The organism is Luteibacter sp. 3190 (assembly GCF_031456385.1).
Taxonomy (GTDB): domain Bacteria; phylum Pseudomonadota; class Gammaproteobacteria; order Xanthomonadales; family Rhodanobacteraceae; genus Luteibacter.
In genome coordinates, this window is record NZ_JAVDUO010000001.1 from 1,867,420 (window position 1) to 1,880,541 (window position 13,122).

Here is a 13,122-nt window from a genome sequence, read left to right on the forward strand (position 1 = left end):
GTTCCGTCACTCGTCGTCGTTCGCCAGCGCCATCACGCGCACGCGCTGGATACGGGCGCCTTCCATCGCGGTGACCTCGAACTCCATGCCGTCGGCCTCGAAGCGGTCGCCGGCCGTGGGCAGGCGACCCAGCTGCTGCAGCACGAACCCTGCCAGCGTCGAGAAGTTACCGTCGGCCGCACCCTGGAGGCGGTGACCAAGAAGGTGTTCCACGCGACGCACGTCGAGGCTGGCGTCGAGCAGCCACGCGCCGTCCGGCTCGCTCACCGCCGAGGGATCGCCCTCGCGCGTCTCGTTCGGGAACTCGCCCGCGATCACTTCCAGCACGTCGGCCGGCGTGACGAGGCCGAGGATGCTGCCGTACTCGTCGACCACCAGCGCCATCTGCAACGGGGCGCGGCGGAACTCGTCGATCAGGCGGAGCACGCTGAGCGACTCCAGCACCGTGACGGGCTTGCGGACCACGCCATCGGTGTCGAGCCGGCCGTGGTCGCCCAGGCTGGCGAGCAGGTCGCGCGAGGACACCACGCCCACCAGTTCGTCGAGGTCGCCGCGGGCGACCAGCATCCAGTGATGCGGCGATTCCCGGGCCTCGGCGAGGAGCGTCGCCGCGTCCTCGTCCGGATCCACCCAGACGATCTCCGTGCGCGGCGTCATGATCGAGCGCACGGGGCGCTGGGAGAGATCGAGCACGCCCTGCACCATTTCGAGTTCGTCCTTGCCGAAGACCGATGTTTCGGCCACGGCCGGCACGGCCTCGCCCTTGCCCGTATCGCCTTCCTCGCCGTCCGGCTTGCCGCCGAGCAGGCGCAGCACCGCCTTCGCGGTGCGGTCGCGCATCACGCGGCCACCCACCAGCAGCGAGCGGCGGCGATTGCGCCGCATCGTCTGGTTGAAGACCTCGATCATGATCGAGAAGCCGATCGCGGCGTAGAGGTAGCCCTTCGGGATATGGAATCCGAAACCTTCGGCGATGAGGCTGAAGCCGATCATCAGCAGGAACGACAGGCAGAGGATGACCACCGTCGGGCGGGCGTTGACGAACGTCGTCAGCGGCTTGCTCGCGGTGATCATCAGCGCCATCGCGATCACCACGCCGATCATCATGATCGAGAGGTGATCGACCATGCCGACGGCCGTGATCACGGAATCCAGCGAGAAGACGGCGTCGAGCACGACGATCTGCGCCACCACGAGCCAGAAGCTCGCGCGCCGCCCGGCCTTGCCGTCGTCGTGCTCCGAGGCCTCGAGGCGTTCGTGCAGTTCCAGCGTGGCCTTGAACAACAGGAACGCGCCGCCGACGATCAGGATGAGGTCGCGCCAGGACAGACCGAAGCCGCGCCACTCGAAGAGCGGCTGCGTGAGCGTCACCAGCCAGGACATGGCGGCGAGCAGGCACAGGCGCATCACCAGCGCGAGGCCGAGGCCCAGCAGGCGCGCGTGGTCGCGCTGGCGGGCATGGAGCTTGTCGGCGAGGATCGCGACGAAGACGAGATTGTCGATACCGAGCACGATCTCCAGCACGATCAGCGTGAGAAGACCTGCCCAGGCCGATGGGTCGGCTAACCAGTCGAATGCGAACATGGGTCGGCGCGTCGGGGCGCCCGTTTTCCTCCGTCAGGGACGGACCACTATACAGGCCTCGCGTGACGGTCTGTGCCGGTCGTCGCGTTGCGGGTGGCGGGGGGCTTGGCTAGGCTGGCGCATGGCTTACGACGACACCTCCGCTTTTCCACCGACGAACCTCGCTCCCCCGCGCCGGGCTCCCGGCGTCATCGAGACGCTTCTGTGCATCGCCGCCTATTTCGCGATGCAGTTCGGCTTCGGCGGACTGTTCGGCGGGCTATCCATGCAACTGGCGCGCCTCTTCCCGGCGTCCGTGCCCGACGCGCCCGACCGCCTGATCGTGGTGGTCATCCTCACGCTGGCGTGCTCGGCCTCGCTCACCTACTGGCTGGTCCTGCGCCGCTGGGGACGGGCCCGGGCGCACGAGGCCGGTCCGGGCGGGCTCGGCTTCAACGCTCCGTCCGGCACGTACATCGCCATCGGCACCGCGATGGGTATCGCCGCGCCCATCCTGGGCGGGCTGTTGACCCAGCTGCTGGCCGGCGGGCACGAGGTGAGCCAGGCCGTTTCCGACATCGCCGACAAGGCCCACATCGTCATGCGCGTCGCGCTATTGCCCGTGGTGGTGCTCGTCGGCCCCGCCGTGGAGGAACTGCTGTTCCGCGGCGCCCTGCTCTCCCTTCTGCGCACGCGCCTGGGCGACGGCTGGGCCATCGCGATCTCGGCCATCGTGTTCGGCACCGTGCACCTGCCCGATCTGGGCTGGCTCTGGTACGCCGTGCCCAATCTGATCCTCGTGGGCGTGTTCTGCGCCTGGCTCCGCGTGCGCAGCGGCTCGATCTGGCCGGCGTTCGTGACGCACGCGGCGAACAACGCCCTGGCCACCATCGCCTGGTTCACCGCCACGACGAGCTAGAAGGTTTCCAGCGCCGCCACGTGCCGGGCCAGCCGGGGGCTCGCGTAGCACTGCGAGCCGACGGGGATCAGCCCCACCTCGGCGAAGGCCCGGCGATACCACGCGGCCGGGCGACCGATGAACCCGTCGCGATCGCCGCCGGGATCGTCCTCGCGGGTGTAGACCTCGAGGAACGCGAGCCCTTCGACCATCTCGCCGATGCCGATCAGCCCGTCGCGGATCTCGGCCGGCTTGAGGTAGTGCATCACGTCGGTGCAGACGATCAGGTCGAAGCGGGTGTCGAAGCGCAGGTGGGCCAGCTGGCCGAACCGCGCCAGGCCGATGTCGCGGGACCGGCCGTAGCGCGCCACCGCGTATTCGCTGGCCTCCAGGCCGCGGTAGGCGATGCCGGGGCGCAGGCGCCGCAGAACGGCGCGCCATGGGGCTTCGCCGCATCCGACGTCCAGCACGTTGCGCACCGGACGGCCGAGATAGAACTCTGCCTGGCCGAGCACCATGGCCACCTTGCGCTGCAGCTCGGCGGGCGAGCGGACGGCGTGGTCCGCGCTGCGGTACCACTTGTCGAAATACGCCTGGTCGTAGGTCTTGGTCATGGGCGGTATCGGCAAAGCATGCATGGTAGCGGGGCGTACACTTCAGGCATACATGGCCCGCCGCAGCATCGAACGATATCGAACCAGGAGACCGTCATGCCCCGTATCCAGCTCCGCATCACCGGCGACCGCGACGTCTTCGAGGACGTCCAGACCGCGATCCACGGCCTCGACCGGGTGGAGCGCGTCGAGGAGATCGACGATTTCATGAACGACTTCCGCGACGACTCGAGCTCGCAGAACCTTTCCGACGACATGAGCTCGCGCACGTACACGCTCGAAGTGGAAGTGCCCAACGAAAAGGTCGGCGAGCGCGTCCGCGAGGTCGCCGAGGAAACGGCCGGCACGCGCGAGGCCGCCATCGAGTTCGTCGACCCCGACGAGAACGAGATCTGATGCCGGGCGCGGCGCGCGCCTAGGGTTGCCAGACCTGCCCTTGCGGGTTCGACAGCTGGCGGTCGAGGTAGTACGCCGCGCTGATGAACGCCAGGTGCGTGAGGGCCTGCGGGAAATTACCCAGCGGGTCCGAGCGCAGGCTGAGTTCCTCGGAGAACAGGCCGAGGTGGTTCGCGTACACCACTCCGCGCGCCATCACCTCGCGCGCCTCGTGCAGGCGTCCCGCCCGCGCCAGACACTCCACGTACCAGAACGTGCAGGTCGTGAAGGCGCCCTCCCCGCCGTCCAGCCCGTCCGCGTTGCGATAACGGAAGACCAGCCCGTCGTCCGTCAGGTGGTCCCGGATCGCGTCGAGCGTCTTCAGCCAGACCGGATCCGTCGCCGAGACGAAACGCACCAGCGGCATCATGAGCAGCGACGCGTCGAGATCCAGGCCACCACGCGTCTGCACGAAATAGCCGTGCTCCGGATGGCGGAAGTTCGTCCAGATGTCCTCGGCGATCCGGTCGCGATCGGCGGCCCATTCGACGAGCGGCCCCGGTAGCGAACGCTTGATCGCCAGGCGCACCGCCCGGTCGAGCGCCACCCAGCACATCAGGCGCGAGTGGAGGAAATGGCGCGACGCATCGCGGATTTCCCAGATGCCTTCGTCGGGCTCGTTCCAGTGCGTGCGCACGTGGTCGACGAACCGCTTCACGTGCTCCCACTCCGCGTGGCTGATCGCGGTGCCGTACTTGTTGGAGAGGTACACGCTGTCCATCAGCTCGCCGTAGATGTCGAGCTGGGTCTGCGTGCGCGCGGCGTTGCCGATGCGCACGGGTCGCGATCCGGCATAGCCGGCGAGATGATCGAGCGTCGACTCCTCCTGCGCCTCCTCGCCGTCGAGGGCGTACATGATGCGCAGCGACGCTTCTTCGTCCAGGTCCATGATGCGTGCCGCCGTCCAGCGGCGGAAATGCTCGGCCTCCTCGATGTGACCAAGCCGCATGAAGGCGTAGACAGTGAACGACGCGTCGCGTATCCAGCTCGCGCGGTAATCCCAGTTGCGTTCCGCGCCCGTGGCCTCCGGCAGGCCGAACGTGGCCGCCGCCGCGATGGAGCCATGCTCGTGCGACGTCAGCAGCTTCAGCACCAGGGCCGAACGCTCCACGCGTTCGCGCCAGCGGCCACGATAGGTGGACCGCCGGGTCCACGCGCGCCACGCGTTGGCGGTCGCCTCGAGCGCCGCCGCGCTCTCGGCGACGTCCGGCGGATCGATGGACTCGTCGCAGAGCGCGAACCAGACCTCGTCGCCCGGCCGCAGCTCGAACTCCGCGGAGGCCTCGCCGTCGCCGGCGAGCAAAGGCACGCTCGCGCCCAGCCGCAGCGAATGCGCGCCGTCATGGAACACCACGGTATCGCCGTACGCCTCCGCTTCCGGCACGCAGCGCGCGTAGTCGAGCCGGGGGCGGCAGCAGGCCCGGATACGCACGGTACCGCGCTGCACGCGGATGCGGCGCATCAGGCTGCGTGGCACGCGGGCGTCCGCATCGGGGTGCGGCATGAAATCGACGAGCTCCACGCTGCCCTCGTCGGCCATCCAGCGGGTCAGCAGGACGTTCGTCTCAGGGATGTAGAGCTGGATGTTCTTCGCGTCGCGCAATGCGGGCGAGATCGAGAACTCGCCGCCCTTGTCGGGATCCAGAAGCGACGCGAACACCGACGGGCTGTCCATGTGCGGCCAGCACATGAAGTCGATCGTGCCATCGAGCGCCACCAGCGCGGTGGTATCCAGGTTGCCGATGATGCCGTGATCGCCGATGGTCCGGCCCGGCATCGGATTGGCTCGGTGTGGCACTGCGGTCTCCTTCGACCCTCGTCCGGCGAAGGAATGCCATAGGCCGCGTGAAGCCCGGCTCTACTCCCTGAACCGGCGGCGCGTCAGAACTCCAGGCGGTACGCCACCTTGACCAGCCCCTCGTTCACGTCCTTCAGGCTGAAGCCGTGGCGGAACTGCGATCCGACATCGTCGTCGGTGTCGTCGCGATAGCCGCCACGGTTGTAAACGACGTAGAGATTGGACAACGGTGCGATCTCGTAGCGATAGCGGATCTGGAACCCCAGATTCGCCACGCCGAGCCCGTCGATCGGCGCGTCGCTCGGCACCGTGCCGCCCGACGGCGTCACTTCGAGCCGCTGGCGCAGCGTCGCGCCCACCGCCAGCGTCTGCAGCTTGACCCGCAGCTCCTGCCGGTTGCCGAAGTTCCAGTTCACGCCGCTGTCGATGCCCACCGTGCGCCCGTCGAACGAGCCCACGAGGTTGTCGTGCTGCCAGATGAGCCAGTTCGGGTCCCACTCGTAACTGGCCCCCGCGAAGACGCTGAAGGCGTCGGTGATGAAATACGTGGGGGTGAACTTGAAGTAATAGCTCAGCCGGCGGTAACCGGTGAGCTGGTTGCCCATGACGACACCCTCCGCTTCCCACGCCCAGCGACCGATGCGCGGACGATCGCGCTCGTAGCTGAGCCGCGCGGTCGGCGGCGTGCGCAGCGGGTGATTGCCGCGCGTCAGCAGGTCGTCGTACGCGGCGGTGAAGGTGTCCAGCCGCCATAGCTCGTGTCCGCCGTCGCGGCGCTGGCTGTTGCGCTGGATGCGCAGCCGGCGGTTCACGGCACGGCCTTCGGTGTTGTGCAGCGCCGATATCCGGTAGCGCCACAGGTGCGACGTATAGGCGGAATCCTCCGGCAGACCCGTGACGCGCCGACGCACCTCGTAATGCAGATACGTCATGTCGTTGCGCGGCAGATAGCCGAAATCGTCGATGTCCAGCCGCTTGCCGAAATACATGCCCAGCCATTGCTGGCTCCAGACATCGTTCATCTCCCAGAACGCGACGCTGGTCGCACCCAGGCCCGACGTGCCCGCCCTTGGCTGGTCGATCTTGCTGCCGACGATGTTGCTCGTGATCGTGAAGGCGCCGTTCGGTTGCCAGCGGTGATCGAAGCCGAGGACGTTCGCGTCGCGGTCGAGGTAGGGATGGCCGACGTGCGTGGCGAGCAGGCCGAATGTCTGCGCTCCCGCGTTCTGGCTGAGCCGGAGCGCCCCGAACGACCGCCCCGCGTCGCCCTTCTCCTGCGCGGTGAGGATGCCGTAACTGGTCGAGCCCACGCTGCCGTTGACCTTCACGGCCGCGGAGATGTCCGCGGCGCCGCGGCCGTCGTCGGAGGCGCCGCCCACGCGACGCGTATAGACCAGCTGCGAGTCGTCGTTGAGCAGGCTGAAGTCGAAGATGCCCTGATTTTCGGTGAAGAACGGACGCTTGTCGGTGAAGAACGTTTCCTCCGGCGAGAAGTTCACCACGAGGTCGTCGCTCTCCACCTGGCCGAAATCGGGATTGATCGTGGCGGTCAGCTGCGTCTGGCCGTTCGGCTTCCAGAGGATGTCCGCGCCTTCCTGGAACGAGGCCCCGCCGTTCGCACGGTCGACGCGTCCGACGACGTACGGCGTCACGGCGAACAGCGACTGCGAATACGCCGGCAGCTCCACGCGCTGGAAGCTGGAGAGGAATCGCCCGCGATCGAAGCTGATCGCCGGCCACGCCATGCGCTCGCCCGTGCTGCCGATGACGCGGTCGATGTACAGCCCGATGGTGCGCGTTTCGCCGCCGGCCTTGCGCATCGGCGCGATGTACCAGGGGATCAGCACCTCGACCGAATAGCCCTCGGCGTCTTCGCTCACTGCATGGTCCCATCGCCCGTCCCAGTCGTAACTGAAATCCGATTCGTTGGTGATCACCTCGTCGGCGATGCCACCCTGCGATTTGATCTCGAAGTCGTATCCGACCCGCCCGTCCGCGTCGAAATCGACCATCACGTTCACGCGGTCGACGCTGGCGTCTTCGTCGCGCCGGCTCTGCTGGCGCGATCGCGGGATGTCCGGCGACTGCGTGACGCGGATCGCGACGGCGAGGCCCTTCGGCGTCGACAGCACCCAGGCTTCGGTCGGCTGGCTGCCCGGCTTGCCCGTCATGGGCTGGGTATCACGGAAATCGGCGATCCGCCGCGCACCGGCCCACTCGACGGGATCGATCCGGCCGTCGATCGTCACGTCCGCATGGACGGGCGCGGCGAGGCCGAGCAGGCAGGCAAGGAGGGCGCGACGGCGCATGCGGGATCCGGGACGTGAGAACTTGCGGGAAAGGATGCCTGTCGCGCCGCGAAGGTTTGCCATGACCCTTGGCACATGGCGCTCAGCCGGTCTCCCTGATGAGGTCGATCAACGCGCGGAGCGCCGCCGGCACGTGGCGGCGTCCCGGGTAGTACAGGCACAGCCGGTCGAACGACGGCGTCCAGTCGTCGAGCACGCGTTCCAGGCGTCCGGCCGCGAGCGAGTCGGCCACGTTGAATTCCTCGAGATAGGTCAGCCCCAGCCCCGCTTCCGCGGCCGCGAGCATGAGTTCCGGCTCGTCGAGGGTCAGCGGGCCGTCGACGTCCACGGCGATCGCGTCGCCACGCTTTTCGAACTCCCAATGGTAGATGTGCCCGGCCGGCATGCGCGCGCGGACGCAGGCGTGCCTCGACAGATCGGCGGGGCTGCGCGGCCTGCCGTGTTCCGCGAAGTACCCGGGCGAGCCGACGACGGCGAACCGCACGGGCGCGCCGAAGGGCACCGCGACCATGTCGCCGGGCACCGTGTCCGCGGTGCGGAAGCCCGCGTCGAAACCCTCGCGAACGATGTCGATCAGCCGGTCCTCGGTGACCAGATCCAGATGCACGCCCGGGAAACGTCGCATGTAGGGAATCAGGTACGGCCGCATCACCCGGCGCGCGGCGCCGGCGGAGGTGTTGATCCGCAGGGTGCCCGACGGCTCGCCCGCCTCGTCGCCGGCGCGCTCGATGGCGCCGTGGATGTCCGCGAGCGCCGGGCCGATCTCCGAGACGAAGCGCTCGCCCGCCTCCGTCAGCCGGACGCTGCGCGTGGTGCGGTGGAAAAGACGCGTCCCGATCCGAGTCTCCAGCGAAGCCACCGCCTGGCTGAGGGCCGACGTCGACATTTCCATCGCCGCCGCCGCCGCGCGGAAGCTGCCCTTCCGCGCCACCGCCAGCACGGCCTCCAGTTCGGTCAGTCCCGGTCGCATTGTCCGCCCTCGCTTAACAGGTCATCCGCATTTGTCCGTCTTATCAGATTAATCGCGCGACTGCATCTTTGGGGAAACGGCACGTAGGAGCGCGCCCTGCGCGCGACATGGTCCGAGGCGATGACCCGGAGCTGGCGCGCGAGTCCAGGGACAGCGGCGAGAAGATGTCGCGCGCAGGGCGCGCTCCTACCCCCACCCACCTGTTCCGAGGAGTTCCCCACATGCACACCATCGACCACGTCTACATCGACGGCGCCTTCGTCGTCCCCCACGGCGAGGAACGCTTCGAGCTCTTCAACCCCGCGACCGAGGAAGTCATCGGCACGGTGCGCCTCGCCGACGCCGAGGATGCCCGCCGCGCGATCGCCGCCGCGAAGCGCGCGTTCCGAAGCTTCTCGCGCAGCACCGTCGCGGAGCGCATCGCGTTGCTCCAGCGCATGCACGACGCGATCGCCGCGCGCGAGGATGACCTCTTCGAGGCGATCCGTCTCGAATACGGCGCCCCCGTGTCGCGCGGCAGCTGGATGGCGAAACACGCCTCGAGCGTCTTCCTCGACGCGATCGACACCCTGCGCCATTACGACTTCGAACGCCGCATGGGCATCGCCACCGTCGTCATGCAGCCGGTGGGCGTCGCGGGCCTGATCACGCCGTGGAACAGCAACGCCGGCTTCATCTGCGGCAAGCTCGCCACCGCCATCGCCGCCGGCTGCACGGTCGTCATCAAGCCCAGCGAGATGAGCGCGCTGCAGACGAAGATCGTGACCGAGGCGCTGCACGAGGCCGGCGCGCCGGCGGGTGTGTTCAACATCGTCACCGGTCGCGGCGACGTCGTCGGCGCGGAAATCGTCGGCAGCCCGGACGTCGCGAAGATCTCGTTCACCGGCTCCACCGCCGTGGGCAAGGGCATCGTCCGCGACGGCGCGGCGACGCTGAAACGCGTGACGCTGGAGCTCGGCGGCAAGTCGCCCAGCGTGATCCTCGACGACGCCGACTTCGGCAAGGCCGTGCCGCTCGCCGTCATGGCGGGATTCAACAACAGCGGCCAGGCGTGCATCGCGGGCACGCGCATCCTCGTCCCCCGCGCGCGGCTGGCCGAGTTCGAGGCGATGGCGAAGGACGCCGTGGATGCCGTGGTGTCGGGGGATCCGAACGATCCGGCGACCACCGTGGGTCCCATGGTCAGCGCGAAGCAGTGGGAGCGCGTGCAGGGTTACATCCGCAAGGGCATCGACGAAGGCGCCCGGCTGCTCGCCGGTGGCGAAGGACGTCCGGACGGCCACGACCGCGGCTGGCTCGTGCGCCCGACCCTGTTCACGGACGTCACCAACGACATGACGATCGCCCGCGAGGAAATCTTCGGCCCCGTCCTGTCCATCATCGCTTACGACGACGAGGAGGAAGCGATCGCCATCGCCAACGACACGCCCTACGGTCTGCAGGCGTACGTGCATTCGACCGACGACGCCCGCGCGCTTCGCGTCGCCTCGCGGATCGACGCTGGCCGCGTGCTGATCAACACGCTGGCGCACGAGCCCAAGGCGCCGTTCGGCGGGTTCAAGCAGTCGGGCCAGGGCCGCGAATACGGCGTTCTCGGGCTCGAAGCCTATCTGGAGCCGAAGGCGATCCTGTCCGCCTGAGCGCCGCTCTGCTAACGTCCCCGGGGTCCATACACCCCGGGGATCCCATGCTCGCACGCACCTGCCTTGCCCTCGCCATCGCGCTCGCCGCCCTGCCCTCCCTCGCGGACGAGGCCAAGACGCCCACCCCCAAGGAACTGCTCGCGAAGGCCACGCCCGCCGAATGGCGGACGCCCGACCCGCAGAACCTCGTCTACATGGACCTGCCGCAGGGACGTGTCGTCATCGAGCTCGCGCAGGAGTGGTCGCCGCTGCACGCGGCCAACATCCGCACGTTGATCCGCGAACACTATTTCGACGGCACGCAGGTCATCCGCGTCCAGGACAACTTCGTCACCCAATGGGGCGATCCCGACGGCGACGACAAGAAGAAGGCCAAATCGCTGGGTACGGCAAAGGAAACCCTCGCGCCGGAATTCACACGCAAGGACGGCAAGGCCTATCCCTTCACGAAGCTGCCCGACGGTGACGTCTATGCCGCGGAAGTGGGCTTTTCGGACGGCTTCCCCGTCGCTCGCGACGGCCAGGGCGAGGCCTGGATCACGCATTGCTACGGCACCGTCGGCGTGGCGCGCGACACGGGCGCGGAAACCGGCAACGGCAGCTCGCTGTACGCGATCATCGGACAGGCGCCGCGCAACCTCGACCGCAATCTCGCGGTCGCCGGCAAGGTGATCAAGGGCATGGAGATCCTGTCGGCCTACCCGCGTGGCGGCGAACCGATGGGTTTCTACGACACGCCGGCGCAGCGCGTGACCATCTCTTCCGTTCGCCTCGCCGCGGACGTACCGGAAGCCCAGCGCACGCCGATCCAGGTTCTGCGCACCGACAGCAAGACGTTCGCCGCGCTGGTCGAAGCGAAGCGCAACCGCAGGGACGCGTTCTACACCCGCCCTGCCGGCAAGATCGACCTGTGCAACATCAACGTGCCGGTGCGCGACCCGTCGAAGAAATCCTGACGCCTGTCGCCGATGCGATCGGCTCCCACCCTCCGGTAGCCGTGCCTCGTGCCGGTGACCGAAGCGGGGGAGCCGATCGCAGCGGCGGTCTTCACTCCGCCACGATCGCCTCGCGCAACGCACGCAGCTTCGCCTTGAGCTTCGCCTCGTTCTCCGCGCCCACGCGGATCATGAACTTCTGCCCGACGGACAGCTGCTCGTACGCCGGGTTCGCGTAGACGTAGCCCACCTTCGCCGGAATCAGCTGCAGCGCGCCCTTCGGCTCCGGCGCGTCGAGCAGGTGGTCGATCACCTGCACCAGCCGGTCGTTGAAATAGCCGCCGGTGCCGAGATCCGCATAGGCCTTCTGGAACAGCGGATAGTGGCGTTTGTACCAGGCCACCGCGGCCTGCGGATCCACGCGTTCGGCCACGTACATGTAGGTGCCGTAGCGTTCGACGTTCTTCTTCGACTCGACGAACATGCCGTCGTCGGACTGTACCTGGAACCGCCCCGTCGGCGTCCGCAGCGGAAGCACGTTCATGCCGATCGTCTGCTTCGGCAGCGCGTCGATGGTGGCGACCATGCGCGAGACGATCGCATCGCTACGCAGCAGCGATTTCAGCGCCTCGTCGCTCGTCAGTCCCAGCAGCCCGGCGAGGATCGCGTCGTCGCTCTGATCGAGCGACGGCAACGCGGCGGTCGACGCATGCGCGGGATCGACCGGATGCAACGGCGGCGACGCGCCCTGGGCGCCCTGCGGCGCCGCGCTCGTGGACGCACCGACCGCCGAGAACGGGGGCGCGGACGCGCCGTCGCGCGCCTGTTTCTCGCGATAGACGAACACACCGACCACCACCGCGATGGCCACGACGAGAAGTCCCGCGACCCACTTCGAACCCGACGACTGACTGCTCAACCTGCTGCTCCCACGAAAAACCAAGCTCCCATGGGACTACGAATGGGTGGTCGAGTTCAAATCGACCGTGAAGCCAGGCACGTCCGCACACTTCGGGTGGGAGCGCGCTCGCGCGCGATCGGTGCTCGCGTGATCGCCCGGAATCAACTGCCCCCCCGCGAGACCGCCAGTCACATCGCGGGAAATCAGACAGGTCGAAGGCTTTAACAACCGGTCGACATGCAACACGCCGTCCGGCAGCGGCGCGCGGTAGTGCACCTCGCCCGCAACGCATGGAGTTCGCGTGGAAGCTACGCCCACCACGACCCTCCACGTCCGCAATGCCATCATCGCCGTGGTCGCATACCCGGGATGCTGGCCATCCGAGTGCGTACATGGGAGCGACGGGTATTCCACCATCAGCATGCGCCGCGGCTCCGCAATCTCGATGTACGACGCGCCGATCGCCTGCGCGATCTTCCGCTCGCCGAACTCGAGCGCGGCGTTGGTCGACGCGCTCGTCTGCCACGTGCCCAGATAGAAGAGCCGGCTTCCCGAGGCGCGCGCGAGCCCCGCGAGCTTCGCGGCCGACGTTTCCGCCGCCAGCGTCGCTCTGGAGGACTGGCACTCAGCCGGACAGAACGCGTCACCGCCGCGTTCCTGCAGGACCACATCGGTATATCGGTTGTTCGCCAGCGCGTCGCGAACCACGGGATCGTCGACGTAGTCGGCGAGCGCCGCGCCCGGCCGCGCGATCATATCGACATGTATATCCATGCCGGCGGGAGCGAGCGATACGAATGCGCTCGGTAGGTCGTTGACGTAGGTGAGGCTGTTCCCGATGAAGAGCACACGCCGTGGAACGTCCGCGGCGTGAGCGCATGACGCGAGGGTCGCGAACAACGTTAGCCGAATAACCGATAAGCGCGTCACAAAATTCACCTCTGGTAACGATGCCAGGCAATCGCGCGCGGTGTCTCCCGCACGGTGCGCCGCAATGGGTGCGCCCCGGATGTCGAAAAAACATTGCACGTATTCGGCAAGATTCTGCACGTCGGG

The 13,122-nt window shown here is 67.9% G+C and carries 11 protein-coding genes; 4 read left to right on the forward strand and 7 right to left on the reverse strand.

Annotation, left to right across the window (positions count from 1 at the left end):
• Positions 1-6: 6 nt before the first annotated feature.
• Positions 7-1,584 (reverse strand): TerC family protein, encoded by a 1,578-nt coding sequence (locus J2X58_RS08485; RefSeq protein WP_090052465.1) that lies wholly within the window; start codon positions 1,582-1,584, stop codon positions 7-9.
• Positions 1,585-1,705: 121 nt separating this feature from the next.
• Here J2X58_RS08485 and J2X58_RS08490 point away from each other — a divergent pair, with 121 nt between their 5' ends.
• A complete protein-coding gene (locus J2X58_RS08490) occupies positions 1,706-2,482 on the forward strand; it encodes a CPBP family intramembrane glutamic endopeptidase (protein WP_310047550.1) in 777 nt (258 codons plus the stop codon).
• Here the strand turns inward: J2X58_RS08490 and J2X58_RS08495 are convergent.
• Entirely contained in the window at positions 2,479-3,075 is a 597-nt protein-coding gene (locus J2X58_RS08495; protein ID WP_090176131.1) for a class I SAM-dependent methyltransferase, read from the reverse strand. The genes J2X58_RS08490 and J2X58_RS08495 overlap by 4 nt on opposite strands.
• A 96-nt stretch (positions 3,076-3,171) precedes the next feature.
• On the opposite strand from J2X58_RS08495, the gene J2X58_RS08500 reads away from it, so the two are divergent.
• A complete protein-coding gene (locus J2X58_RS08500; protein WP_090052459.1) occupies positions 3,172-3,471 on the forward strand; it encodes a hypothetical protein in 300 nt (99 codons plus the stop codon).
• A gap of 19 nt (positions 3,472-3,490) precedes the next feature.
• Here J2X58_RS08500 and J2X58_RS08505 read toward each other — a convergent pair whose 3' ends face one another.
• The 3 genes from J2X58_RS08505 to J2X58_RS08515 form a co-directional block, all read right to left on the reverse strand.
• The gene (locus tag J2X58_RS08505; protein WP_310047553.1) at positions 3,491-5,308 is read right to left on the reverse strand and encodes a glycoside hydrolase family 15 protein; all 1,818 of its coding nucleotides are present in this window, start codon (positions 5,306-5,308) and stop codon (positions 3,491-3,493) included.
• An 83-nt stretch (positions 5,309-5,391) separates the two neighbouring features.
• Entirely contained in the window at positions 5,392-7,617 is a 2,226-nt protein-coding gene (locus J2X58_RS08510) for a DUF5916 domain-containing protein (protein ID WP_310047554.1), read from the reverse strand.
• 82 nt (positions 7,618-7,699) lie between these two features.
• Positions 7,700-8,587, reverse strand: coding sequence for a LysR family transcriptional regulator (locus J2X58_RS08515; RefSeq protein ID WP_310047556.1), 888 nt, complete (start codon positions 8,585-8,587; stop codon positions 7,700-7,702).
• 221 nt (positions 8,588-8,808) lie between these two features.
• Between J2X58_RS08515 and J2X58_RS08520 the strand changes: the two genes are divergently transcribed.
• Both J2X58_RS08520 and J2X58_RS08525 read left to right on the forward strand, forming a co-directional pair.
• On the forward strand, positions 8,809-10,227 hold the full coding sequence (locus J2X58_RS08520; RefSeq protein WP_310047558.1) for an aldehyde dehydrogenase family protein: 1,419 nt from the start codon (positions 8,809-8,811) through the stop codon (positions 10,225-10,227).
• Positions 10,228-10,274: 47 nt separating this feature from the next.
• Positions 10,275-11,186 carry a peptidylprolyl isomerase gene (locus J2X58_RS08525; protein WP_310047561.1) on the forward strand — a complete coding sequence of 304 codons (912 nt, stop codon included), beginning with the start codon at positions 10,275-10,277 and terminating at the stop codon, positions 11,184-11,186.
• Between the two features lie 91 nt (positions 11,187-11,277).
• Here the strand turns inward: J2X58_RS08525 and J2X58_RS08530 are convergent, their stop codons facing one another.
• Complete coding sequence (locus J2X58_RS08530; protein WP_310047562.1) at positions 11,278-12,084, reverse strand: DUF3014 domain-containing protein; 807 nt, start codon at positions 12,082-12,084, stop codon at positions 11,278-11,280.
• A 36-nt stretch (positions 12,085-12,120) separates the two neighbouring features.
• Complete coding sequence (locus J2X58_RS08535) at positions 12,121-13,116, reverse strand: hypothetical protein (protein ID WP_310047564.1); 996 nt, start codon at positions 13,114-13,116, stop codon at positions 12,121-12,123.
• Between the last annotated feature and the right edge of the window lie 6 nt (positions 13,117-13,122).